This window comes from Bacillus sp. cl95 (genome assembly GCF_900115925.1).
Lineage (GTDB): Bacteria > Bacillota > Bacilli > Bacillales > Cytobacillaceae > Neobacillus_A.
This window is the reverse complement of the sequence record NZ_FOYF01000003.1, coordinates 577419-603099: the sequence shown is the minus strand read 5'-3', so window position 1 is coordinate 603099 and position 25681 is coordinate 577419. Positions and strand designations below refer to the sequence as shown.

Genomic DNA, 25681 nt, shown 5'->3' with positions numbered 1-25681 from the left:
AGTTCTCATCTTCACTTTTGCATTCTGACCCCCAGTTATGTGTTCACTTCTGTTAAATAAAAGTTTAAACGATTAAAGAAGATTTTAGAAGGAGGTAAAAAGAATAATTTTGAAAAATGGCAATACAAAATTTAAACTTACATTGGGCGAATGCACATGCAAGTCAAGCACCTAGTACATATTTTATTTTTGAAACGAATTATCCGAATCATACTGAGGAGTGGAATGTAAATGTATTACGGTAATTGCTGTACTTATGGCTATGGATATCCGGTAGCGGGTGCTGGATTCAACAATTTTGCTCTAATTGTGGTCCTTTTCATCTTGTTGATCATCATTGGTGCTAGCTGCTTCTATAATAACTAGGCTCTTTTCGTAAACTGTGTTGCTTTTACATGCAAAAGTAAAAATCGGCATCTGGATTTTTACGATTTTTTAAGAATTCTTGGTTCAGGAACTTCTCGAAAAGAGCCCCGAAACCATAAAAAATGTGGGAAGAGAGTTTGATCCGATAAGCAACAATCAATGGGAAAACAGCCAATAACTATGAAAACAAAAAAACAGTCAGAGAGTTAATGTTAAACTCTCTGGCTATTTTTTTGATATAGCCATAACTGCAAGTTCTTTGCCCTGTTCACCTTTTTCAGTAAGAAAACTTGTAACAACAGTATTTGAGGGAATTTGTCGACTCTTTTGAAATCTTCGTAGATTAGTATTTTCTATATGAAAATTAACATAATCCGATATTTGTGTTTGTGATTCCGTGTAAACACGAACATTAAATTTAGTTTTTTAAATTATTGTTCGTAAAATAAATTGACTCCATCATTGCTAATCTGCTATATTTACCAATGGGAAGAAATTCGTATGGAGGATTGGAACTTTATGAAAAATAATTATGATGTTATTGTTGTCGGTGCTGGACCGGCTGGAATCTTTACTTGCTATGAAATTACTCAAAAAATGCCTACTGCTAGAGTGCTATTAATTGACAAAGGTCATGATATTTACATGAGAAATTGTCCAATTCTCCAAAAGAAAATTGTGAAGTGTCCCCCTGCTTCTGGGAGAAAGGACTTTGCAGGATGCTTGCCTGCTTGTTCCATTACAAATGGTTTTGGTGGGGCAGGGGCATACTCTGATGGGAAGTTTAACATCACTAGTGAGTTTGGAGGCTGGATGACTGATTATCTACCAGATTCTCAAGTTGTCGAACTCATTAAATATGTTGACGAAATCAATTTAAGTCATGGTGCGACTGAAAGCATTACAGATCCGATGACTGAGAAAGTCCGTGAGATAGAAAGACGAGGATATGCCGCGGGATTAAAATTATTAAGGGCACAGGTCCGTCATTTGGGTACTGAACAAAACCTACAAATCTTGAAAAATATTTTTGAATATTTAAAGACTAAGATAGATATGGTCTTCAAAACGGAAGTAGAAGATATCATTACTGAAAAAAATGAATCAGGTTTTTATGTTGTAGGTGTAAAGGTTGCTGGTGGTGAAGAAATCTTTGCTGATCAAGTAGTCGTTTCTCCTGGGCGTGATGGTTCACAGTGGCTCAAAACGGTAATGAAGAAGAGAAGATTAGGGATGATTAATAATCAAGTCGATATAGGTGTAAGGGTAGAAACATCCAACATTGTGATGCAAGAAATAAACGAACATCTATATGAAGGTAAATTTGTATTTAATACGTCAGTGGGAACAAAAGTAAGGACTTTTTGCAGCAATCCTTCTGGGCACGTTGTTGTCGAAAATCACTCTGGTATCATGCTTGCGAATGGACATGCTTATAAAGACCCGAAACTCGGTAGCCCGAATACAAACTTTGCACTTTTAGTTTCCCATACTTTTTCTGAGCCATTTGATAAACCAAACGAATATGCACATGAAGTATCAAGGCTTGCAAACAGTCTATCCAATGGCGGTATCATTGTTCAAAAATATGGAGATATTCTTAAGGGAAGAAGATCCACTCAAAAAAGGATCAAAGAAGGGTTCTTAGAACCTACATTAAAAGAAGCGGTGCCTGGTGACCTAGGCTTAGTGCTTCCATATAACACATTAAAGAGTTTAATAGAGATGACTGAAGCATTAAATTTGATTACTCCAGGATTGGCATCGGAACATACTCTTTTCTACGGAGTAGAAGCAAAGTTCTACTCGGCACGTCCTAAGCTGAATGATCGCTTTGAAACAGAAATTAATGGATTATATGTTGGTGGAGACGGAGCGGGAATCACACGTGGATTGGCTCAAGCCAGTGCTTGTGGTGTTTGGATTGCCAGGGATATTATTGAAAAGAAAGTTGCTAAAAAGATAGAAAATCCAATATTGGTTTAAACAGATTCGCCGTTAGGCGGATCTGTTTTTTGTTTTACCATGCATAGACTTCACTTCTTAAAAGGCTGTTTTTTTGTCGTGAAGAAGAAAGATTCATAAAAGGTATCATACAATTTAATATACTGACCTTTTTAGGTACATCCCTCATTAAATAAATAAATAGAAAAGCTGAATGATAAATCTGGTTGCAATTCTTAACTCTCAAATTCTTTGAACTTATATAATCAACATCATGCGTTTTATCATTTTGAAACATGAAGGGATTCTTCAATGACAATTTGCATGAATGATGAATAGGAGGGACTTATGGTGATTGAATTGCAGTTGAAAATTAAGGATTGGATAAAAGAAAATCGTGCACGTGGTGCAAGGTTATTACAAAAACTTGTACAGGAGAATAGTACAAGGGAAAACGAAAGTAAAGCCCAAGCAATCATAATAGAAAAATGCCGTAGGCTGGGGATGAGCCTTGATATATGGGAAATCGGTGATGAAGAATTACTACATCATCCTTCTTACCATTGCGACCGAAAAGATTTTAAAGGTAACCCTAATGTGGTTGGAGTTTTGAGAGGTGCAGGTGGAGGGAAATCGATTATTTTAAATGGACATGTAGATGTCGTGCCAGTTGGGGATTACGAACAATGGTCACAAGATCCATTTAGTGGTCATATAGAAGCCGGGAAATTATATGGAAGAGGTTCAACAGATATGAAAGGGGGAACCGTAGCGTTACTAATGGCCATAGAGGCTTTAACGGCACTTGATATCAAGTTAAAGGGTGATATTATTTTTCAAAGTGTAATTGAAGAAGAAAGTGGTGGTGCCGGTACCTTGGCAGCAGTACTTAGAGGCTATAAAGCTGATGGTGCAATTATTCCTGAACCCACTAATATGAAAATATTTCCTATACAACAAGGTTCAATGTGGTTTCGCATAACTGTAAAGGGAAGATCAGCACATGGAGGAACTCGCTACGAAGGGGTAAGTGCCATCGAAAAAGCGATGCTCGTCATTGAAAAACTACGAGTTTTAGAAAGACGAAGAAATAATGCCATTAATGATCCGCTCTTTGATAAAATCCCCATTCCCATAAACATTGGGAAATTCTCAAGTGGTGAATGGCCTTCTTCAGTTCCCGATATAGCCATAATTGAAGGCAGAATGGGTGTTTCACCCGATGAAACGATGGCAGCTGCAGAGAAAGAGTTAGAAAATGAACTTAAATTTTTAGAAGTTGAAGATACATGGTTCATAGATAATCCTCTTCAAATTGAGTGGTTTGGTGGAAGATGGCTTCCAGGAAGTGTCGAAAGGGATCATCCATTGCTTAAAGTACTAGAAGAAAGTTATGTAATAGTTAAACAAGAAGAACCATTACTCGAAGCTTCTCCATGGGGAACGGATGGTGGCATTCTTTCAAGAGTAGGAAAAACTCCTGTTATTGTGTTTGGTCCAGGAGTAACGTCGACTGCTCATGAAACGGATGAATATATTATTTTAGAGGATTTATTTGAAGCAAGTGAAATTATTGCTTTAACGATAGCAAGATGGTGCGAAGTAGCCAGTGACTAATAAAAAAGTTTATTCTTTCATATAGGCTCTTTATGTAAACTTTATTGCTTTCACATGCAAAAGTAAAAATCGGCTTCAGGATTTTTACGATAATTTAAGAATTCTTGGTTCAGGAACTTCTCGAAAAGAGCCCCGAAACCATAAAGAATGCTGGAAGAGATTTTTATCCGAAAAGCAACAATCAATGCGAAAAAAGTCTTCATTTAAGCCTGGCCATAAAATGGTCGGGCCTTTGTGTTATGAGAAGAAGAAGTGAGGTGATAAAATTGCATTTTGGGTATTAAGGATAATTTTTATAAAAATTTTTCAGAAAATGCCAAAAATTCGGCATTTAATGATAGTTTTTCGGCAGTTTTCCATATATTCTAGAAAGGGGGGGATAAAATGGTAAATTATCAAGAAATGACAATGACATCAGAAATTTTAGGAGCAATTTTGAAAAGCATAGATGAGGGAATCCATGTTGTAAACAATGATGGAGTGACCATTTATTATAATGAAGTTGCGGCAAAACATGATGGAATGTTGGTAGATGAAGTATTAGGGAAAAAGCTACTTGATGTATTTCCATCTCTTACTGATAAGACAAGCACTTTATTAAAGGTGATCAAAACAGAAAAGCCGATTTATAACCAACCTCAGTTGTATAAAAATATTCATGGAAGAGATATTGAGACCATCAATACAACGATTCCTATATTAGTTGATAACAAAGTGATTGGGGCAGCTGAGATTGCAAAGGATTATACGAGAATGAAGGTCCTTTCAGAAAGATTATTGGAACTTCAATCGGGGATTCATAATAAGCATTCGATTAACACGGAGAATACTAAGCATACGAAATTCACTTTGAATGATCTGAAGACCGTGAATCCTGAATTTAAGAGTATTAAAGATAAAGCAAACTTATTTGCAAAATCGGATTCTCCCATTCTTGTATATGGAGAAAGTGGTACTGGAAAAGAATTATTCATTCAGGGAATACATCAAAATAGCTTAAGGGCATCTGGTCCATTTATCGCTCAAAATTGTGCTGCAATCCCAGAGACACTTCTTGAAAGCATTCTTTTCGGGACAGCAAAAGGAAGTTATACAGGTGCAGTAGAAAGAAAAGGGCTGTTTGAACTCGCTGATGGTGGAACTTTATTCCTTGATGAATTGCACGCAATGCCCATTGAGTTACAAGCAAAATTATTAAGAGTACTAGAAGATGGTGAAATTCGAAAAATAGGAAGCTCAAAAAGTATTTCTGTAAACGTACGCGTCATTGCAGCAATGAATGAACATCCCCGTAAGGCAATGGAAGGAAATAGATTGAAAGCCGATTTATTTTATCGCTTGAATGTATTTACCTTTTCCTTAATCCCTCTAAGAGAAAGAAAAGAAGATATCCTTTATTTGACTCATTTCTTCATTCAGAAATTCAACAAACAGCTTGGTAAAGAAATTGAAGGGATTGACGAAGAATTAGAATTGGCATTTGTTCGTCATCAGTGGCCAGGCAACGTCCGTGAACTGAAACATACAATTGAATATATGGTAAATATCAGCAGTGAAAAAATCCTAACATCTAACGATTTGCCTATTATGTTTAAACAAATGATGGAAGGAAACCGAGAAACAGCGAACAAGAATTCTTTAAGTTTAAATGACCACCTTAGAGAGTTGGAAATGAATCTCATCAATAAGGCGATAGCTCATTCGGGAGGAAACATAAAAAAAGCCGCTGAACTTCTTGATATTCCAAGACAGACATTACAATATAAGCTCCAAAAATACAGTAAGTAGTGCCGGTTTTTCGGCGGAATTCCCATGTTTGATTGAACAATCTAATTAAATACTCAATGATGTATAGGAGTAAGACCTTCTCATTTATTTGGCACGAAAATTGCATTAATAAAAGTAAGAGAATAGGAGGGGTGTTATGAAATACTCATTATATAAACCGAACAGACATTGGTCCGAGATTGAATTATGGAAGGATGTAACTGAGGAGCAATGGAATGATTGGCTCTGGCAGTTAACGAATACAATTCGAAATCTTGAAGATTTACGTAAAGTAATCAATTTGACACCAGAAGAAGAGGAAGGCGTAAGAATTTCCACTAAAACAATTCCATTAAACATCACACCATATTATGCTTCCTTAATGAATCCGGATGATCCTAGATGTCCTATCAGGATGCAATCGGTTCCTATTTCAAAAGAGATCCATAAGACAAAATACGATTTGGAAGATCCGCTCCATGAGGATGAGGATTCACCGGTACCTGGCTTGACACACCGTTACCCTGACAGGGTTTTATTTTTAGTAACAAATCAATGCTCTATGTATTGCCGTTATTGTACGAGAAGAAGATTTTCTGGTCAAATTGGAATGGGAGTACCTAAAAAACAATTAGATGCTGCTATTGCTTATATAGGAAGCAACCCACAGATCCGTGATGTGCTTATCTCAGGTGGAGATGGTCTTCTTATAAATGATAATATTTTGGAATACATCTTGAAGAATCTTCGTGCAATCGACCATGTAGAAATCATCCGAATTGGAACAAGAGCTCCAGTTGTTTTCCCACAAAGGATCACAGAAAAACTTTGTGACATCTTAAAGAAATATCATCCAATTTGGTTGAACACGCATTTCAATACTTCGATTGAAATTACGGAAGAATCAAAGAAGGCTTGTGAAATGCTTGCCAATTCAGGCGTTCCTGTTGGAAACCAATCCGTTATTCTTGCTGGAATCAATGACAGTGTTCCGATTATGAAAAAACTAATGCACGATCTAGTGAAAATTAGAGTACGACCATATTATATTTACCAGTGTGATCTTTCTGAAGGTATCGGCCATTTCAGGGCTCCTGTTTCAAAAGGTCTGGAAATTATTGAAGGGCTGAGAGGACATACGTCTGGTTATGCGGTTCCAACTTTTGTTGTTGATGCCCCTGGTGGAGGAGGGAAAATATCCCTTCAACCAAATTATTTGATTTCACAAAGTGCCGACAAAGTCGTCTTGAGAAATTTTGAAGGAGTTATTACTTCCTATCCAGAACCTGAGAAATACACCCCTGGAACTGCAGAAGGCTATTTTGCAGAGATTTATCCGGATATGGAGGAGAAGAGAAGTAAGATTGGAATTTCTGGTATCATGACCGACCAACAATTCAATCTAGTTCCAGAAGGATTGACCCGACTCAATCGTCGACAAAACTATTATACAGATCCAGCACATTCTTCTTTAAAAGATAAACGGGAAATCCGTGATGAATTGAAAGAAAAAAAATTTCAAGCTCAGGTTGGAAAAACACTAGAAAAAACGGGAACTGAAACATCAGGCATTACGCATAATCCTTCTCCGACAGGACAGGAGGAATAGATTTGACACAGATTAGATGTGAATGGTGTGAAGCGGAAAAAGTTTCAGAGGTAAAAGATCGGGTATATTGGGAGCTTCCTGATGGATCACGAGCAATTGAGATTACAGAGACACCTTCCGTTTTCTGCGATGAATGCAAAATTTCGTACCAGTCAGAAACTACCGTAAAAGAGATTGAAGACCAACTCTTTCTTATTAATACTAAAAATATTGGGAAGTCCATTTCTTACGCAGAACTGATGACGATTCCAAGATTATTAAAACGAAACTATTTTGATTTTAGTAGTTAAAAAAGCGGAAGGACCGTGAGCAGCAGTTATGGCTTTTGGAAAAACCTCCGTGCTTCTCTAAGCATGACAGGACAGTCATCTATTTTGTGAGAGTCGATTCTAAGTTGAAAACTTGGAAGGTGTTGGAGCTGGAATACGAATAAAAACAACTGATTGTGAACTGCACCTCCATTGTTAGATACAAAACTAACAATGGAGGTGCAGTTTTTAAATGACTAAATTTACATTTGAGGATGAGTTATGGGCAGTAAAGGAATATGAAAAGGAAACATTATCTTTCCGAGATATTGGTAAACAGTTGGGTAATGAAAAGAGGAGGGCGTTAATAATTTGGCTATGGATTAGGGGTGACTAAATGAAGGTCAATATCAGTATTGACACTTTCTAACCATTTTCATTCTTTGTGGTGAAGCGCTTTTTTTTTGCAATTCATGGATGGCTAACGGATGCAAGTTAAATGGTTGTTACAATAATAAAGATAGTACTATTTCGGTGAAATAATTCAAAAAGAGATGCCCTTTTCTGTGATTAAATAAGCCTTATTTCGGAGTATGAGACCCTAAACATATTCTTGCAGAGTCAAAGGAAAAAAGAGTACCCATCTCCTTAAATTAGTATAAAATTCTTTAGCACAATATGTATAGAGAAATTGAAAAAACAAAATTTATTCAAAATATGTCGAAAACCCCCTAAAGTTTTGGATTAAGAACGTAGTTTTTAAGTATAAGGATAAAAGTATACAGGGCGTAATTTTGAGTTATCTCTTGCCTGAAAAATGCCTGGTTTTGGGGGATGAAATGATGGATAAAATCATAGCTTTTTGCAAACTTTTATTTGAACCACCACTATTACTCTATATTTATTCTCCATTATTAGGTGTATTGATAGGAGTTTATATCACTTATAAGTTAACGATTGATCGGGATCGTATAACGGTAGCTAATAATACATATATAACTGCCTATAGATTTATATATATAAAATTATCCACCATAAAAATAAATATAGATATAAAGAAAAAGGAACTAGGAAATAAAAATTTCAGAAAATTAAATAAACAAAGTAAGAAAACCAAAAACATTACCTTAGTTTCAAAACATATATTAGATGTTTCAGACGAGATACATAAACTGATTAAAAAACAGAATCAAGACAACCTCAGTATGGTTGTCATTTCAAGATATTTTGCTTTAGAGCAAATTAAAGAGCAAATTAGGATGGCAGAAATAAGTGTATTGGGAATTGATGAAGACAAAAATATTAGAGAAAGTAGAATCGCGCGTTTATATTATGAATTAGCCTGTACCAAAATCTTATTCGTTCAAGGGATATTAGAAGATATGCAGAAGATGTCAAAAGCGGCAAGGATAAAAGATAAAGAAATGAAAACGACAATTAAGTTTCTGATAAAGACGTGCAGAAATGCAAAGAAAAAAGGGGTATCAAAAATGTACGGTATTGATATTCCAAAGCATTTAAAATTATATAACTTAGAGAATAAATCTGTAGGTTAAAAAGTATTATTTCTTTACCTTAAGGCCAATTTTGACATGTGTGTCAGGTAAGCTGGGTACGATTCCTAGGCTGTCCGACAAAATCTACACAGTATTCGCACAGTGATTCTTCACTTGTGCGTTTTTGTTTTCTGCTGATTTAGATTGATGCAAAAAACTTTTATGTGGAACAACAAAGATACTTCCAATCATTTATTTAGGCTCTTTTCGTAAACTTGTTGTTATGGGAACAAGAAAAAGCCGGCAGTAGGGCTTTCTCTATACTGAAAACAGTAGGGATTTAGCGTTTAGAATTTTATTTTGAGGAAAAGAGCACGAAATATGAATCTATACGTGTTTTTGCTTTAATCGTTGAAGCAACAAACAATGCGAAAACAGCCTTTATTTAACAACTTACTGGATTTCTATCTGACATATGACTTGTGAAATAAAAAAAGCCGCAGGACCCAAAACTGCCCCACAGCTATTATGATATCTTTCTTTTATTTTACTGGACCGGACGATCTTCGAAATCATATTGGACTGGACCAGGAGCAACTCTAGCATTTTGCAATGCTGGAGTATCAGGTCTTGCAATCTGGTAAACAGATGCACCAACAATTTCTGCCGCTTCCTGTAGTTTATTTTTATCGATCTTATCAATCGTGTCAGCTGGAGAGTGGTACCAAGGTTCGAGCGGTGAGTGGATGAACAATGCTGCTGGTATTCCAAGTTCATGGAAAGGCTGGTGGTCACTTCGTCCAAGCTTACCATACGTAAGAATCTCAGAAGCTGCGGTTCTCGCACCTGCAGCCGCACCTAAATCCGTTACGAGGTTTTTCTTCCCATCAATCGTATACATGATTAAACCACCTGCCGGATGGTTAGCACCCGCATCCTTACTTCCAACCATGTCCATTTGGAAATGGGCTACAATTCTATCAGCCTCGTCATTACTTAAAGTACTGGCATAATGATAGGATCCCAAGAGACCTTTTTCTTCCGCACCAAATGTGACAAAACGCAGTTCAGTGTCCGTTGGCATGTTAGCCATTACGCGAGCAAGCTCCAAAACTGCAGATACACCGGATGCATCATCATTGGCTCCTGGGCCATTGTGTACTGAATCATGATGCGCTCCAATCATGACAACCTGTCCGTTATCTTTATTTTTGTTTGGTTTCATCTTAGCGATGACATTGTAAGATGTTTTTTCAACCACGCCTGAACCAGCAACTTTAATAGTGGCATTCAGTGGTTCGTTGGTTATTTTCTCTACCAAGGCTAGGCCTTCAGCTTTTGTAATGGCCACAGCAGGTATGTTTTGTCCGTAAGTAGCCTGTCCAAAAGCATTAGAACTTCCGCTGTTGTTATACATGATAACTCCGATTGCCCCTTTGTTGAGGACATTTTGTATTTTTTCCACGAATGTGATGTCCCCGCGCTCAATCAGAGCAATTTTCCCTTTTACAGCATCCGGAACTGTGCCCGCAAGCGCTTTTCGAACGTAAATAACCTGGCCAGTTACTTCTGCACTATGAGAACCACTAAATACATAAGGATTGAATAATTGGCCATTCACTTCTAGGTAGCCTGAAACATTATCCCTAACTGCCTCATAGATAGGGAACGGCTGCAACTCTGTCTCATATCCATATTGCTCAAACTGACTTTTTATGTAGTTAACGCCTACCAGTTCTCCTTCAGTTCCAGCTTCCCGTGGCTGTAGTGAAAGCTTAGCTACCGTGTTATACATATTATCTGAATTGATCTTCTTGATGATTTTATTGTCAAAAGCAGAATCTGATTGCGCATTTGATGTTGTGCCCGGACCTTGAGCCATAACTCCATGAAAACTGAACACCAATCCAGCAGCTAATATTCCTGTCATTGTCTTTCGATACATGTAACTCCTCCTTAAAATATAATTGCTTGCTAGTAAATTATCAGCTGAATGAAAAATCTGGTAAATGTATATCTATCTACAGAAAGTGACGAAATTCATTCATTTTAATGACTTGTTTCCTGTAAAGCCGCAAATTATTTGTGCAAATCTGTTGGTTATGAGAGAAATATCAGATACAAATAGTAGGTATTGCTCAAGGTAAATTCATAGTAACCCAGGGTATTTTGGTTCATAAAATCTCTTGTAGTTAAACTATTCTAATGATATTAAACAAATCAATAACAAAAATGAAATGAGGTAATATTTCCATATTACTTTTTCAATGTAGTCCCTCTGTGGTAGTTAAATAGTGTAATAATGTGATAGAATATTATTTGGTACTTGGTCATAATAGCAAGGTGTGATACTTAGTAATGAAATTTGGACAGGCTAGGAAACAAAATTCAAGTTTTTAACATTGGGGGATTTACTTTGTTAACAAATGATTTGGACTTTAGACTGGAACCGAGAATCAGAGAATTATATGAGGAACATAAGAAAAGGGCCGATAAAATAGACTGGGGCTATCACGAATATTTGCCGTGGGACAAGGCAATGGATTTCCGCCGTGTACCTTGGGATGAAAGCCAGGTCACACTCCCAGCTTCTGTTATTACGGCAGTTGAAACGGCACTATTAACTGAAGTAAATTTGCCATGGTTTACCTCTTATCTAGATCAGACATTTAAGGGTTCACTCTCCGTAGTAAAAGAGTTTGTCCATACGTGGACAGCGGAAGAAGACCAGCATAGTAATTTGTTAGAGAATTACCTGCTAATAACTAGAAATGTAGAGCCGATGCGCTTGCACCAGCTCCACAAACAGACGGTGGAAAACGGATGGGATCCAGACTTCCATACGCCATTTGAAACGATGGTGTACACTTCGATGCAGGAGCTGGCTACGATGGTGTTCTATTATAATGTGGCAAAAGTAGCAGCCCCACATGACAAAGATTTGGCGAGCCTGCTTCGTCGTCTTGCCAAGGATGAAACTCTGCATTATGCATTTTATCGTGACGTCATTAAGTTCCATCTTCAGCTTGAACCGAATTATTGCTATCACTTGGCGAACGTAATCATGAACTTCCAGATGCCAGGGGCGGTAATGCCTGACTTTGAAAATCGCATGAGCATCATAGCAAAAGAAGCTAATTACGGCCCATTGGAGTATTTTGATCAGGTGCTCGATGTAATTATAGAGTATTGGGATGTTGAAAATCTAAGACCAATTGCTCCACTAGCTGAAAAGGCGAGGCTTGATATTCTCAATTATCACGCACGTCTAAAAAGGGTTAGAGACCGATTTTATAAAAATAAATAAAACATTAGAACCACGGGGAAACCCCCGATGGTTCTTTTTTGAATTTAACAATAAAAAGTCGCATAAATTCCCTAGAATTACTTCTTGATTTATGTATAATCTTTGGAACAAAAAGGTAAGTATAATCAGCACATAACTTCTTTGCTTTAAAAGTCACTGATTAAGTGTTTCAAAAAGATATCAGCTCCAGCTCCAGGCACAATACGAATGGATTCTATTAAGATTTCTGCCTTTTGGAAGATAGCCAGCTAAGTAACTTCGCGGAAAACGAGCATCCTGGAGCAGAAATCAACCTCTACCTTCAATTTTCAATTTGTTAAATCGCAACAAAGTTTACGAAAACAGGCAAATTGAGAGACCTGAGTCCAGTGAAATGCCGGATTCAGGTCCAACAGGCAACCTAAAAAATTTGTCTAACTTTTTTGGTTCAATATCGGTTGTTTTTTTGTTCGGATTGAAAATACGATATGCAATAGTAGACGTTGTAATTACTTTTCGATATATTATTTCTACCATGACTTGTTTAAAGTCGAAATCGATATGAAGAAAGGCGTTTTCTAATGAACAAGACTTTTTATCACTTTCTTATGAAATATAGACATCCTGAACCGAAAGACAAAATTAGTGAGTTTGCCAACCATGCATACTTAGATCACAGCTTTCCGAAAACATCGTTTGATTACGAAGAAGTTAGTTCATACCTCGAACTGAATGGTCATTACCTAGAGAGTATGGTTGTTTTTGACGAAGCATGGAATTTGTATCTTCAGGATGAAAGTCAATAATAGAAAGAACTTGAATCGTTCCGCATTTTTTGCAGAACGATTTTATTTTTTTAAATGACGTATTTTTAAACCATGCATATACTATCGTAATCAAAATTCACGGCGGATCATTGAGAGGATGGAGGAAGAATGGAAAAAAAGAAACTACCGAAATATAAAATCGGTGATACAGTCGTGATTACGATGTATGGAACGGTTGGGAAGGTCACAGAGGTGAAGTGGCTTGACGATCAGTATGTATATGAAGTGAATAAAAGTGAGGGACTCTTCGTGGAATCCGGACTAAAGCTACTGTCCGAATATGAGGGAGACGCAATTGAGACAGAGCAAATCGATATTGAATACAAATATTTCTTTGGCGATTTGGTTCAAGTAAGTGGATATGGTGCCGACCTATTTAAGATAGTAGGTTTTCGTACAGAGATTTGGCGCTATAGAGAAGATGCCTGGGAAGACGTCATTTATGAATTATCTCGGGTTAGTGATGGCGATTGGCTCGAAGCAGGCGAAGAAGAATTGACATTAGTCGCTGATGCTGAGAGTGCCGATACTTTTATTCAAAAATTAGGATTATTGTATTTGATCAACAAACAGCAAAAACCTTTAAAACTTCCAATGCCGCATAACCTTTATCGTAAAGCCGAGCTGGAAGAACTTGAAAGAAAAAAGGAAAAGAAACAATTAATTGATAGTCTGCTTGATATCTATAATGATTATCGAATTCTTTATGAGATGTTTCATGAACAAGAATATCAGCATGTTATGAGGGTCGTAGTAAGAAAGTTGCAAACGATCTTAAATAATGATGGAAAAAGTCACGTTTAAAAACTACCCCGCGATAAGTTGAATGAAAATGAAAATAAAAAAAGGAATACCAAACCATTTTATTCCATTAAAGATACTTTCTGTGAAAGATCCCATCTGCTTAATGATTGCACTGTCATTCTGGTTAACATCCTCGCGAAACAAAGTAATCAATTTTTCCATAGTATAATCTCCTCCTCAAACATTGTGTATTACAAAATATGCTTGTCCACTTCATTTGAGAAGTGAAATGAAGAAAAAATTGGTTGAAGTTTGTTACTAACCGGAAAAAAACATAACTTTTAATAAGTGATTTATACTTTTCCATTTGGATAGCATGAATGTGCTTGATTTATCATACATTCTCTAAAAAGGGGGCGATGCTGTGAGAGAAATGGAAGTATTTATTGATACGGAAGAGATTGCTGAATTTTTCTTTCATGAGCTAATGAAAAGGGGATACGTTCCTACCGAAGAAGAATTAGAGGAAATAGCTGATATAACTTTTGAATACTTGCTTGAAAAGTGCATAATAGATGAGGAAAAGGAAGAAGAATAAATTTTTATCGCGTTGAGGTGGGGAATAACCCGCCTTTTTATTTGAGGATGAAACTTTTTAGTATGATTATCCGTATAGATTAGTATTCAAGAAATGGGAGGGAAAAAGATGTCTTTTTTTGATAAGGTTTTTGCAAGTGTTGGTATAGGATCGGCAACTGTCGATACTAAACTGGAAAAGGCTACTTATTTTACAGGGGAAAATGTAAGAGGTGTAGTGGAAATTAAAGGTGGTAAAACGGAACAAAAGGTGGATGAAATCTATTTATCCCTAAACACGACTTACATAAAGGAATCAGATGATAAAAAATATACAGTCTCAACCGCTATCGAGCGTTTCCGATTGACAGAAGCCTTTACCATTCGGTCTGGTGAGAAGAAAGAAATTCCGTTTTCATTCCAATTACCAGATGATACACCGATATCCCTTGGTCGTACGAAGATCTGGGTGCAAACAGGACTGGATATTAAAAATGCAGTAGATCCAGGAGACAAGGATTTTATTAATGTGATTCCGAATAACCTCATGTCTGCAGTGTTCTCGGCAGTTGATAACCTTGGGTTCCGAATGAGGGAAGCCGACTGTCAAGAAGCTTCCTATAAGCTACGTGGCAGACTTCCATTTGTACAAGAATTTGAATTCATTCCAGTAGCAGGTTCTTTTAGAGGAAAACTGGATGAAATTGAGATTGTTTTCCGTCCATTATCAAATCAATCTACAGAAGTATTATTGCAGATTGACAGACGTGCAAGAGGATTAGGTGGATTCTTATCCGAAGCAATGGAAATGGATGAAACGAATGTAAGGTTTACTGTCTCAAATCCAGATGTAAATGCTATTCAACAACAATTACTATCGGTATTAAATAAATATTCTTAATGGGTAAGGTGGAGTTGAAAAAACTCCACCTTTTTTATGGTTTATGAAAGTCATTAGCTCAATTCATTATTATGACCAGGGCCGTTTTTCCTATTGGCACCTGAATTCTCTTTTGCGTGAGCATTGTGTTCAGCAATAATTTGGTCAGCAGGTATATGATTATTTTTCTTTGGTGAATTCGTTCTGTTTCGATGTTTTTTACCCATGAGAAAACCTCCAATTACTTTAGTGAAGTCTCAAGCAGCCGTTTCCACCAAAAGGAATATTAATTTGGTGGGGCTAAGACTAGAATACCCAAAAGTGAAAAAACAATGTCATTTTTGTAGAAGTGTTTTTTTGAAGGTAATGGTTATGATATAGTGTAGGAGATGGAGCATTTTATAACACGCTTCATAAATGATTGGAGGATTCAAAATGAGCATACATATTGGTGCAAAAGAAAATGAAATTGCGGAAACGGTCCTGCTTCCAGGAGACCCTTTACGAGCAAAATATATTGCAGAAACGTTTCTTGAAGATGCAAAATGTTACAACGAAGTTAGAAATATGTTCGGATACACTGGAACATATAAAGGGAAAAGAATCTCAGTTCAAGGGACTGGAATGGGTGTTCCATCCATTTCAATTTATATCAATGAATTGATGCAAAGCTACAATGTTCAAAACCTAATCCGTGTTGGTACATGTGGAGCTATTCAAAAAGACGTAAAAGTCCGTGATGTAATCTTGGCTATGACTTCTTCAACAGATTCTCAAATGAATAGAGTTATTTTCGGAAATGTTGATTATGCTCCGGCTGCAAACTTTGATTTATTACGTAAAGCTTATGATGCAGGTATTGAAAAGGGCTTAAGCTTAAAAGTAGGGAACATTTTCACTGCTGACACATTCTATAACGATCACGCGGAACATGAAAAATGGGCTAAATATCAAATTTTAGCTATTGAAATGGAAACAACGGCACTTTACACACTTGCTGCAAAATACGGTAGAAATGCATTATCAGTCCTAACAGTAAGTGATCACATCCTAACTGGTGAAGAGACTACTTCAGAAGAAAGACAGCTTACTTTCAACGACATGATTGAAGTAGCGTTAGAAGCTGCCATTAAGGAATAAAAATGGACTCGCCTATGGCGAGTTCTTTTTATTTAGGCTATGGCGCGGAAATCAACACGCAAATTTAACAGAGCATTTTAAAAGAAAATTGTTTTATGAAAAAAATAGCAATTAATCCGTGAAATGGGAATGAATTCAAATGAATATCAGCAATGGAATTGTAATTCCTTTATTATTTGAAATTCACGACTATAGTTGAATGGCACAAGAATCAATCAAAAGGTATAATGTGAAATTATAAAGAAATAAATGAAGCATTAAGGTTGGGGATAATATGAAAAAAATAGCCATAATCATCGTTAGTATGATGATTTTAAATGGATGTAGTCAAATCGAAAATATTAAGAAAAAGGTTCCGTTCCTGAATGATCAAGAAAAGAATGGTCAAGAACAGCAGTCGGAATCTGTTAAAGAAAGTGAAGCAAATCAAAATGATACACCTGAGAGTCAGCCAATAACACCGAGCGAAGAACAGAACGTCCTAACGTTGGAATCCTTCTTCTTTAATGAGTTAAAAGAAGTAAATGGAAAAAACATTATTCAAAACCCAGATAATATCTTGGCATTAGTTAATAAACAAGCGGGTTATTTGCCAGCAGATTATATACCAAATGATTTGGTAAGACCAAATGTATTATTTTCATTTGGAGATGAAAAATTAGAGAAAAGTTTCGTCAGACAAGAAGCTGCGAGGGCTTTAGAATCAATGTTTTTAGCAGGAAAGCAAGTCGGTGTGGAACTGATAGCTGTTTCGGGCTATCGTTCATACGATCGCCAACAAACTATTTTCCAAGCTGAAATCGATAAAGTCGGCTTAGAACAAGCTGCACTCGCTGTTGCAATCCCTGGTCAAAGTGAACATCAAACAGGTCTTTCTATGGACATCTCTAGTAAGAGCACGAATCTGGATTTGACTGAAGAGTTCGGGGTAACAAAAGAAGGGAAATGGTTGGCGGAGAATGCTCATAAATTTGGTTATATTCTGAGATACCCAAAAGGGAAAGAAGGAATTACGGGTTATCAATATGAACCATGGCATTTTCGCTATGTAGGAAAAACAGCTGCTGAAATCATCTACAAAAAGAAATGGACTTTAGAGGAATATTTTAATGAAGTGAAGAAAATCTAGCACCTTTTATGCACAAATTTCTAATTTGGTGCTGTATACATGAGAATGCGAACTTTTTTTTGTTATTTTCAATTAAAAGATGTTATTCTAAACAGTAAGAGTTAAACAAATCCATTACATTGTCGGCTTATGAAAGTGGTGAAGTGCTTGGAAGAAGAAAAGGTTGATCGAGAAAAAGAAATGGAAATGGTGCCAAAGAAAACGAATGGCACAGTAAGAATGAAAAGATTTCACTTTATCATGCTTTTATTTTTTGTCGTTATGGTATCTGCTGGAATAACTGCGTTTGCACTTACATTTGGTAATGATAAACCAATGGCCCAGATGTCAGCTAACTTAGAAAGGGCGGAATTCACCAAACTCTATTCTGCTTACGATACTTTAAATAAGGGCTACTTTGAAAAATTGGATCAAGAAAAATTAGTCAATGGTGCCATTAATGGCATGATTGAAGCATTGGATGATCCATACTCTGATTATATGACTGATAAAGAAGCAGAAGGATTTCATCAGAGTATTTCATCTTCTTTTGAAGGAATTGGGGCAGAAATCCAAGAAAAAGATGGGCATATCGTAATCGTTTCCCCATTAAAAGGCTCTCCTGCTGAAAAAGCAGGACTTAAACCAAATGACATGGTTATTTCTGTAGACGGGAAAAGTCTACAGGGTATGAGTTCGACTGAAGCAGTCATGCTGATAAGAGGAAAAAAAGGAACTAAGGTTGAACTATCTATTCAACGTACTGGCACAGAAGGAATTCTTAAGGTTCCAATTATCCGTGATACAATTCCAATTGAAACCGTATATGGGGAAATGATTGGAGATGGTATCGGAAAAGTCCAGATTACTACTTTTTCAAGTAATACTTCTGAAGAGCTTGTGAAAGTTCTTAATGACTTGCAAAAGCAAGGAATGAAAGGGCTTGTATTGGATTTAAGGCAAAATCCTGGAGGCTTACTTGACCAAGCTGTCAATATATCAAGCATGTTTGTACCAAAGGGTAAAGTAGTACTAAAGGTACAAGACAAAGCTGGAAATATTAAAGAGTATCCTTCAAATAATGCAGGAAACCCCGAATTCCCTTTAGTCGTCATAATAGATAAAGGAAGTGCAAGTGCATCCGAGATTCTTGCAGCCGCTGTGAAAGAATCTGCAGGAGTCAAACTTGTCGGTGAAAAGTCCTTCGGTAAAGGTACTGTTCAAACTGCTCAAGACTTTCCTGATGGCTCAAACATTAAGTATACGACTGCAAAATGGCTTACACCTGAGGGGAATTGGATTCACAAAAAGGGGATCAAGCCTGATTACGAAGTAGCGTTGCCTTCGTATGCTAATTTTTCACTGATTAATCCCGAGTTAGAGTTGAAATTAGCTAGTTCGTCAAATGAAGTCAAAATGGCTCAACAGATGCTTAAGGTTGTAGGATTTGATCCTGGCCGTGAGGATGGTTTCTTTGATGAAAAAACTAAAGATGCTGTGATGGCATTCCAAAAGTCTCAAAATATAGAAGCAAACGGTATCCTTAAAGGTGATTCTACACTCAAATTAATGGACTTGATTAGAGTGAAAATTAAAGAAAATGATACGCAGTTGAAAAAAGCTGTGGACGTAATGAAGGAAATGCTTAAATAAAGATTGGGTCCGGACCATTCATCAGATGAATGTCCGGACTTTTTTCGTCCTTAAAACAAAAGCTTTACATATTATTTGAAGACAATTGCAAAATCCTATAAAATGTGTTTTTAGGATGACTCGATAAATATAGCCTTTCTAGTCATTGAGCGGAACCTTTGGTTACTAATGAGGTGAGATTTTGAAACAACATACTTGTTTGGATCATCAATTGTATAAAGAGATTGTCGTAATGGAAGACAAATGTGAAAAAGTAGCCGACCAAATTAGTCATAAGTATTCAACTGCTTTTATAGAAAAAAACCAAAAGTTGATCATAGAAGTTGTTCGAGGGAAAAAAGGTGGATTTGCTTCTCAACAACACGTTTTTGATGAATTTTATGAATCTTATTTGGAGATAGGAATTGAAAATGAGGGGGAATATTATCCTAATGGTTACTTGCCAATATGGAAATGTAAAAGTGAATGGTTTGAGAAAATTGGTTATCTAACTAATCGATCGTTGGAAGAAATTCAAGGGGATATGGAGGCAATTGTTTTAGAAATGATAGAAGGATTATAACGAGTTGAAAGGAAATGAGTATGAAAACGGAAGTATATATATTATCTGGATTTTTAGGAAGCGGAAAAACAACCTTACTAAAGCGATTGCTTGAGGCTGAACGAAATGCCAGCAGGAAAGTAGCCGTAATGATGAATGAATTAGGTAAAGTATCAATTGATTCAAACGCGATTGAAGAAGATGTAGCGTTAAAGGAGTTATTGGGTGGATGTATTTGCTGTACGATTCAGGGACAAGTAGAAGCGCAAATACAAGGTTTGCTAATGGATGCTAAACCAGAGGTCATCTACATAGAAACTACTGGCGCTGCACACCCAGTTGAGGTGCTTGATGCAGTTTTATCTCCACTTTTTGCAGAGAAACTGAATGTGAAGGGTATCATTACGACGATTGATGGTCAAAGATGGCTTCAAAGGAAAAGTCTTTCCCCTCAACTACAACAGCTTGTCCTTGAACAAACGAGAAGCGCTTCTTTGGTCATTGTAAATAAAATGGATGAATTGAGTGATTCAGAACAAGCAAAAATATCTTATGAAATTCAATCCATAAACCCAAATGCAAAGTGTGTATTGACAACCTTTTCAAGTGTTTCCATAAAACTTCTTAAAAATGAGCAGTCATTCGATCAACAAACAATCGAACGCCCAAAAAAGAAGGAGACAACAACTCTAAGTACCTTCGTATACCAGTTTAAGTCAGCGATAAGTCAAACTGACTTTGAAGACTTTTTGAGAGGTTTGCCTGACTCCATTTATCGAATCAAAGGCTATGTAAAATTTAATCATTCTTCACTTCCTTACTTATTTCAATTTTCCTATGGAATGCCCTTGTATATGAAGGAAGATATGAATTTACCGCTTAATCTTGTTTTTATTGGGGAGAATATAGATTGGAACGAAATAAGTTCTAGCCTCAAATCGCTGGAAAGAACAGTCGACAGAGGCACTAACCAATAAATCTTGAAACTGAGTGATAACCTAATGAAGAAATGGATATTTTCGATTTTTGCACTTTGTCTTTTGAATTTAAATCAAGTTGAGGCTAAGACGACTAAACCAGTACGAATGCTTGAGTGGCAGGAAGTAAATCAGTTGCTCCCTAAATACAGTAAATTTATCGTAAAGGATATCGAGACAGGCAAACAATTTCACGTTCAAAGGAGGGCAGGAAGCAATCATGCTGATGTCCAGCCTTTGACATCAAAAGATACAAAAATCATGAAAGAAATATATGGAGGAAAGTGGAGCTGGAAACGTCGTGCCATCCTTATCCTTGATAAGAAATTTAATCTAGCTGCCTCCATGCATGGTATGCCACACGGAGCAGGAGCATTACCGAATAACTTTCCAGGTCATTTTTGCATCCACTTTTATGGTAGTACTACACATCGTACGAACTTTATGGATTTATCACATAAATTGATGATCTTGAAGGCGGCTGGACAGTTGGACCAATATCTTTCAACACCGGATCCATACGAAGTTGTGTCAGCATTTATTACCGGATTTAAACAACAGGACGAAAAGATTGTATCGGCGGTTTCTATTCAAAAAAGAGAATGGGAAGATATTCTGGAAAGGGTAGAAAATGTAAGGATTTCGAATATGCCTATTTTACCTGAGGAAGATTTACGCGACGAATTATCAATGACAATTCCGATTGAGATTGAATGGTACGTAAAAGGAGCTGGAAGAAGGGTTGTCAATTCTGAAATAAATATGGTGAGATTCTCTCATAAAGATTCTTGGAAAATTGATTCAGATACATTTCTTCAAGTTAATAGGCTGAACTAAAACACCTCAAAGAGTGCCTTTGAGGTGTTTTAGTTTTCAATTCATCAAGCTTGTTCTCCAAACTTAATGAACGTTCTTTCATCTTCAATTAGTCCGCATGCAGCACACTGTACTTTCAACTCGGGGCCATTATAGGGTAAGTGGAAAGGCTCAAGACTTTGTTGGTCATATTGTTGTACCACTTCACCAGAATGAGGATCCATCTTAACCGATTGAGAGACTTGTTGGATTAGATTGAACCTGCTTCTATTCGTTTTGCAGTTAGGGCATTTATAGGGAGTGTTCATGGATGCATGTCTCCTTTCATAGCAATTAAAGGTATTTTTTGCATATTCACTCAAAATTATGTAAAAATGAACTATACAAAACATAAAATAGGAGAGTTTTACATGGATAACTGGAATTTCGATGATTTATTAAATCAATACAGACATATATGGAATAATAGAAATTTAATTGCAGATGAAAAAGAAAGTGAAGAAATTTTGAAAGAAGCAATTAAAAGAGAATTGTTAGATGAAAATTCACATCCTAGGGTGAGGAAAAATAGTTTTGAGAAATATTTTTATGCAGTAAAACGCGTGTTGTCCTCACAATTGTCTGAGACGAATAAATTAAAACTAATTGAGTTGCATGACCTATTAATGGATGAACTAAAGTAATAAGCACAAAACGAGGACAGCCCCCAAGAGCGGTCCTCTTGTATTATTCGAAAAAGTTTCCCTCACCAATAGATTTTAAAGATAGATAAATGGAAAGGAGCCCGTTTCGAGCTTCTTTTTTAATCTCTGTATTATTTATGGGATGTGGGAGTGGAATTTTCTTTTCAAACTTCTGATTGCATCTTTCCTTAACATAATAAGTTCTTTGAGGAGATAGGGTATTAAATTCTCCTGATAAAATCAAGTATCCGTCTTTAAGTTGTACCTGAACATCCTCACTATCCATGCCAGGTATTTCTGCTTCTATCACCAGGGAATTTTTGAAAGTGTATAGATCATATTTTGGAGGAGATTCATTTTTGGGAATGCTTAATACTTGATCGTTGCCTTCAATAACTTGCTTCCAGAATAAGTCTGACTGATAGACTTGCGTTAAATCTAACCATGATTTAAGGTTTTTAAAGTTCATTTTTTCAACCTCATTTTAGCTTCGTATCTACTTAATAATTCTCCGTTACGTCGATTTCTGAGAATTGCAGGTCATTGTTTTTAGGAATTCTAACTTCCAGCATCCCATCTTTTAATCTTGCGGTAGCTCCTTTTTTCTTAACAATGGCTGGAAGGACAACTTTGTGTTGATCTGAGTCTTCGGGAATGTTTTCTATAATGACATGGTTTGAAGTGTGGTAAAGCTTTAATTTGTTAATCCAGTCTTCTTGTTTCATTGCAATCCTTACAAATACAAAATCGTGAGTTTCGAAAACCATTGTCTCGATTATTTGATTAGGTGGCGAATGTGAAACAGTAGCATCCGAAAAATTATTTTTGAATGTGGGAGGCGTATGCATTCCTTCCATATTGGGAGGAAACATCTTGCCAACCATGCCTTGCACATATTTTTGAATTTCTTCAGGTTTCATTTGTTGCATCATGTTTTTTGTGTCTTTATTTATAGGGAATAAGTTCCAAGGGAACATCAGGTTTACCTCCTTTCATTTACTTTTTCCGTCAAGGGGCGAAGCCTCGGCATCCTTCATCTATGATTGATATCATTCTATGCGGTTGTATGCCCATAGGTTAATGAATCAATTCATGTATGTTTTGAATGTACTCTATACCATTCATATTTACAGTGAATACCGCCCTCATTATTCTTGCTCGAAAAAAAGGATTGATTATGAACGGAAATAATGGAATGATTTAGTAGTAAGGAATTTACAGTTTTAATTGATTTGTTGGGAAGAAGTTTTAGGAAAGGTTAGAAATTAAATAATGACTCACTATAATATCTTTATAAAAAAATTAATACTTAATTATCTTGTTGGATCTTCCTTAGCGGTTATCGGAGTGGGAGCTTCTTTTATGTTCTCTACTCTTGAACTGACAACAGAAGATGTTAAGATACTCCTGTTTATAATTATTGTTTCATTTAGTGTCATGATCATATTGGAATCATTTGTTTTCTTTATACACTTGCAACCTATAAGGAGTGCCTTTAAGTCGTCATTTCAAGATCAGAAAGCAAACGAGCTGGCATTACATCAATTGTATCGGTTTCCTATCCTGGCGGTAAAGAGAACCCTATTACCACACTTATTTGGATTAAGTGTTCCTGCTATGACTCTGGCGCATTTCTTTATCAAAAATAATAGTTTGTCTTTGCCCTCTGTTTATATTTTCTATGCATTCATTGCAAGCATACTAGTGGCAAGTATGCACGCCTTGTTTGAATTTTATTTGACTACAAATGCAATTCAACCCATCTCAATTTTTCTAAAAGATATTTTACATGATGATGCTCCTTCTATAGCAATGCCGACAAACAGCGGGGTGCGTGTAAAAGTGAAATTCCGCGCATCTGTGTTACTGATTAGTATTTTTCCCATCATTCTCTTTGTGCTAGCGGGTCAAGTGAAACTTGAAAATTTAACAGGTGAAGAAAGCCTTTTGTATTGGAAATGGGCAGGCTTAATCTTGATTGTGACATTTATTTATGCGGTACTTGTATCACGCTTTATGGCCAAGGACATTGAAGAACCTATATCCCATCTTCTCAGAATGATGAAAGATGTTGAAAACCAGAAATATGGATATCTAAAGACAAATGTATATACAGATGAATTTTCTTACTTATTTTCGGGCTTTAATAAAATGATATCTGAAATTCAGCACAGAGAAGAAGAGAACCGACAGCTTCTTGAGAGCTATTTGACTGTATTGTCCGCAGCACTTGATGCAAGAGATCCGTATACCGCTGGTCATTCCATGAGGGTTGCAACATATTCTAAAAGAATTGGAATAAAACTTGATCTTAATGAAGCCGAAGTAGATCGGTTAAATCGTTCCGCACTATTACATGATATAGGCAAAATAGGTGTACCGGATTATGTTTTGTTGAAGGACGGGAAATTGACTGACGAAGAGTATGAACAGATAAAGGCTCATCCTGTAATTGGTGAAAGGATTTTGAAACAAGTTGAACCAGCAGATAAGATGATTGGTTTATTGCCTGGTGTTCGTTCCCATCATGAACGAGTAGACGGGAGAGGCTATCCAGATCGTTTATCTGGAAACAATATTCCTTTGTTCGGTAGGATTATTGCGGTAGCTGATGCATTTGATGCCATGACATCTGACAGGCCTTACCGAAAGGGAATGGAGCCTGGAAAAGCAATTAAGATATTACAAGAAGGAAAGGGAATTCAATGGGATGCTGACATTGTAGATGCTTTTTTGGAAGTATTTGATGAAAAAGCAACGATTTCTGATTCGTCTCTAATTGCACCTGAAAAATATACTAATCAAAGCAGTTTAATCAATTAGATTAACTGCTTATTTTTTGCCTATTCAGAGGAATAGTTCTTCCGAGCTAAACATAATTTGAAAGGGAGGACTGTAAGATAGAGGAGGAATCTTGATGGCATATCAATATTCAAAAGGTTGGTTCATTCAACAACTAAAGCAGAAAGGTCTATCTAAACACCCAATCGAAAGAAAAAAATTGGAGCTATATAAAACCTCTATTATTAGAAATCTATATGTTGAATATTGTGATTCGAACACAAAAGAATAACATAACATTATTATGTAAACCAAACTTCTTAAATTATCATTAAGAAGTTTTTATTTTTATAAATTTGTGAAATGTGCAATTTTTAAGAATGAAATCTAAGTTATTGTTAAAAATAGACCTAAGTCTAAATGAAAAGGTGTGGATAATATGAGCTTTGACTTAAACAGGATAAATCCTAACCAAACTCAGATTTTATTCCATGATGGCAGATTTGAAACAGTAACAGATGAAGAACTCGAGGATTTCTTAAGATGTAGGGGCATGTCATCTGAATTTACTGAGTTAGTAGAGTGAAACCAATTCATAGCGGAACACAGAAAAAAGACTAAA

General features: G+C 36.3%; 29 protein-coding genes. 23 read left to right on the top strand and 6 right to left on the bottom strand.

Features of this window, described 5'->3' with window-relative positions:
• Nucleotides 1–231: 231 nt before the first annotated feature.
• From BMZ31_RS11955 to BMZ31_RS11925, 8 genes are all read left to right on the top strand, one after another.
• Nucleotides 232–366, top strand: a complete 135-nt coding sequence (locus tag BMZ31_RS11955; protein ID WP_090831960.1) for a YjcZ family sporulation protein — start codon at nt 232–234, stop codon at nt 364–366.
• A 519-nt stretch (nt 367–885) separates the two neighbouring features.
• Complete coding sequence (locus tag BMZ31_RS11950; RefSeq protein ID WP_090832027.1) at nt 886–2352, top strand: NAD(P)/FAD-dependent oxidoreductase; 1467 nt, start codon at nt 886–888, stop codon at nt 2350–2352.
• A gap of 306 nt (nt 2353–2658) precedes the next feature.
• Entirely contained in the window at nt 2659–3927 is a 1269-nt protein-coding gene (locus BMZ31_RS11945; RefSeq protein WP_090831959.1) for a peptidase, read from the top strand.
• A gap of 384 nt (nt 3928–4311) precedes the next feature.
• A complete protein-coding gene (locus BMZ31_RS11940) occupies nt 4312–5715 on the top strand; it encodes a sigma-54 interaction domain-containing protein (RefSeq protein WP_302846847.1) in 1404 nt (467 codons plus the stop codon).
• Nucleotides 5716–5851: 136 nt separating this feature from the next.
• Entirely contained in the window at nt 5852–7303 is a 1452-nt protein-coding gene (ablA, locus tag BMZ31_RS11935) for a lysine 2,3-aminomutase (RefSeq protein WP_090831958.1), read from the top strand.
• An 11-nt stretch (nt 7304–7314) separates the two neighbouring features.
• Nucleotides 7315–7593 carry a YokU family protein gene (locus tag BMZ31_RS11930; RefSeq protein ID WP_090832025.1) on the top strand — a complete coding sequence of 93 codons (279 nt, stop codon included), beginning with the start codon at nt 7315–7317 and terminating at the stop codon, nt 7591–7593.
• 211 nt (nt 7594–7804) lie between these two features.
• Complete coding sequence (locus tag BMZ31_RS20365; protein ID WP_175478088.1) at nt 7805–7948, top strand: hypothetical protein; 144 nt, start codon at nt 7805–7807, stop codon at nt 7946–7948.
• Between the two features lie 442 nt (nt 7949–8390).
• Nucleotides 8391–9107 carry a hypothetical protein gene (locus BMZ31_RS11925; protein WP_139206610.1) on the top strand — a complete coding sequence of 239 codons (717 nt, stop codon included), beginning with the start codon at nt 8391–8393 and terminating at the stop codon, nt 9105–9107.
• Between the two features lie 487 nt (nt 9108–9594).
• Here BMZ31_RS11925 and BMZ31_RS11920 read toward each other — a convergent pair whose 3' ends face one another.
• Complete coding sequence (locus tag BMZ31_RS11920) at nt 9595–10992, bottom strand: M28 family peptidase (protein WP_090831956.1); 1398 nt, start codon at nt 10990–10992, stop codon at nt 9595–9597.
• A gap of 471 nt (nt 10993–11463) precedes the next feature.
• Between BMZ31_RS11920 and BMZ31_RS11915 the strand changes: the two genes are divergently transcribed.
• The 3 genes from BMZ31_RS11915 to BMZ31_RS11905 all read left to right on the top strand — a co-directional run bounded on the left by BMZ31_RS11915 (nt 11464) and on the right by BMZ31_RS11905 (nt 13964).
• Nucleotides 11464–12354: an acyl-ACP desaturase gene (locus tag BMZ31_RS11915; RefSeq protein WP_090831955.1), complete on the top strand. Its 891-nt coding sequence runs from the start codon at nt 11464–11466 to the stop codon at nt 12352–12354.
• Nucleotides 12355–12914: 560 nt separating this feature from the next.
• A complete protein-coding gene (locus BMZ31_RS11910) occupies nt 12915–13139 on the top strand; it encodes a YozE family protein (protein WP_090831954.1) in 225 nt (74 codons plus the stop codon).
• Nucleotides 13140–13268: 129 nt separating this feature from the next.
• Complete coding sequence (locus tag BMZ31_RS11905) at nt 13269–13964, top strand: hypothetical protein (protein WP_090831953.1); 696 nt, start codon at nt 13269–13271, stop codon at nt 13962–13964.
• Between the two features lie 3 nt (nt 13965–13967).
• Here BMZ31_RS11905 and BMZ31_RS20360 read toward each other — a convergent pair whose 3' ends face one another.
• Nucleotides 13968–14126, bottom strand: coding sequence for a hypothetical protein (locus tag BMZ31_RS20360; protein WP_175478087.1), 159 nt, complete (start codon nt 14124–14126; stop codon nt 13968–13970).
• A 202-nt stretch (nt 14127–14328) separates the two neighbouring features.
• Here BMZ31_RS20360 and BMZ31_RS11900 point away from each other — a divergent pair, with 202 nt between their 5' ends.
• Together BMZ31_RS11900 and BMZ31_RS11895 are read left to right on the top strand one after the other, a co-directional pair.
• On the top strand, nt 14329–14502 hold the full coding sequence (locus tag BMZ31_RS11900) for a YozD family protein (protein WP_090831952.1): 174 nt from the start codon (nt 14329–14331) through the stop codon (nt 14500–14502).
• Nucleotides 14503–14610: 108 nt separating this feature from the next.
• Nucleotides 14611–15381 carry a sporulation protein gene (locus BMZ31_RS11895; RefSeq protein WP_090831951.1) on the top strand — a complete coding sequence of 257 codons (771 nt, stop codon included), beginning with the start codon at nt 14611–14613 and terminating at the stop codon, nt 15379–15381.
• Between the two features lie 53 nt (nt 15382–15434).
• Here the strand turns inward: BMZ31_RS11895 and BMZ31_RS20355 are convergent, their stop codons facing one another.
• Complete coding sequence (locus tag BMZ31_RS20355; protein ID WP_175478086.1) at nt 15435–15587, bottom strand: hypothetical protein; 153 nt, start codon at nt 15585–15587, stop codon at nt 15435–15437.
• 208 nt (nt 15588–15795) lie between these two features.
• On the opposite strand from BMZ31_RS20355, the gene deoD reads away from it, so the two are divergent.
• From deoD to BMZ31_RS11865, 6 genes are all read left to right on the top strand, one after another.
• Entirely contained in the window at nt 15796–16500 is a 705-nt protein-coding gene (gene deoD / locus BMZ31_RS11890) for a purine-nucleoside phosphorylase (RefSeq protein ID WP_090831950.1), read from the top strand.
• Between the two features lie 274 nt (nt 16501–16774).
• Complete coding sequence (locus tag BMZ31_RS11885) at nt 16775–17629, top strand: M15 family metallopeptidase (protein WP_090831949.1); 855 nt, start codon at nt 16775–16777, stop codon at nt 17627–17629.
• Nucleotides 17630–17758: 129 nt separating this feature from the next.
• The gene (locus BMZ31_RS11880; RefSeq protein ID WP_090831948.1) at nt 17759–19261 is read left to right on the top strand and encodes a lmo1851 family serine protease; all 1503 of its coding nucleotides are present in this window, start codon (nt 17759–17761) and stop codon (nt 19259–19261) included.
• A gap of 181 nt (nt 19262–19442) precedes the next feature.
• Nucleotides 19443–19823, top strand: coding sequence for a hypothetical protein (locus BMZ31_RS11875; RefSeq protein WP_090831947.1), 381 nt, complete (start codon nt 19443–19445; stop codon nt 19821–19823).
• A 20-nt stretch (nt 19824–19843) separates the two neighbouring features.
• Entirely contained in the window at nt 19844–20779 is a 936-nt protein-coding gene (locus tag BMZ31_RS11870; protein WP_090831946.1) for a CobW family GTP-binding protein, read from the top strand.
• A gap of 63 nt (nt 20780–20842) precedes the next feature.
• Nucleotides 20843–21616 (top strand): hypothetical protein, encoded by a 774-nt coding sequence (locus BMZ31_RS11865; RefSeq protein ID WP_139206609.1) that lies wholly within the window; start codon nt 20843–20845, stop codon nt 21614–21616.
• A 44-nt stretch (nt 21617–21660) separates the two neighbouring features.
• On the opposite strand, the gene BMZ31_RS11860 is transcribed toward BMZ31_RS11865, so the two are convergent.
• Nucleotides 21661–21903, bottom strand: coding sequence for a DNA alkylation repair protein (locus BMZ31_RS11860; protein WP_090831944.1), 243 nt, complete (start codon nt 21901–21903; stop codon nt 21661–21663).
• 102 nt (nt 21904–22005) lie between these two features.
• On the opposite strand from BMZ31_RS11860, the gene BMZ31_RS11855 reads away from it, so the two are divergent.
• Complete coding sequence (locus tag BMZ31_RS11855; protein WP_090831943.1) at nt 22006–22278, top strand: hypothetical protein; 273 nt, start codon at nt 22006–22008, stop codon at nt 22276–22278.
• 43 nt (nt 22279–22321) lie between these two features.
• On the opposite strand, the gene BMZ31_RS11850 is transcribed toward BMZ31_RS11855, so the two are convergent.
• On the bottom strand, nt 22322–22747 hold the full coding sequence (locus BMZ31_RS11850) for an Hsp20/alpha crystallin family protein (RefSeq protein ID WP_090831942.1): 426 nt from the start codon (nt 22745–22747) through the stop codon (nt 22322–22324).
• Nucleotides 22748–22778: 31 nt separating this feature from the next.
• Nucleotides 22779–23255, bottom strand: a complete 477-nt coding sequence (locus BMZ31_RS11845) for an Hsp20/alpha crystallin family protein (protein ID WP_090831941.1) — start codon at nt 23253–23255, stop codon at nt 22779–22781.
• A 295-nt stretch (nt 23256–23550) separates the two neighbouring features.
• On the opposite strand from BMZ31_RS11845, the gene BMZ31_RS11840 reads away from it, so the two are divergent.
• The 3 genes from BMZ31_RS11840 to BMZ31_RS20350 all read left to right on the top strand — a co-directional run bounded on the left by BMZ31_RS11840 (nt 23551) and on the right by BMZ31_RS20350 (nt 25645).
• Nucleotides 23551–25101: an HD-GYP domain-containing protein gene (locus BMZ31_RS11840; RefSeq protein ID WP_090831940.1), complete on the top strand. Its 1551-nt coding sequence runs from the start codon at nt 23551–23553 to the stop codon at nt 25099–25101.
• Between the two features lie 94 nt (nt 25102–25195).
• A complete protein-coding gene (locus tag BMZ31_RS11835; protein ID WP_090831939.1) occupies nt 25196–25351 on the top strand; it encodes a YflJ family protein in 156 nt (51 codons plus the stop codon).
• Nucleotides 25352–25498: 147 nt separating this feature from the next.
• A complete protein-coding gene (locus BMZ31_RS20350) occupies nt 25499–25645 on the top strand; it encodes a hypothetical protein (RefSeq protein WP_175478085.1) in 147 nt (48 codons plus the stop codon).
• Nucleotides 25646–25681 lie beyond the last annotated feature (36 nt).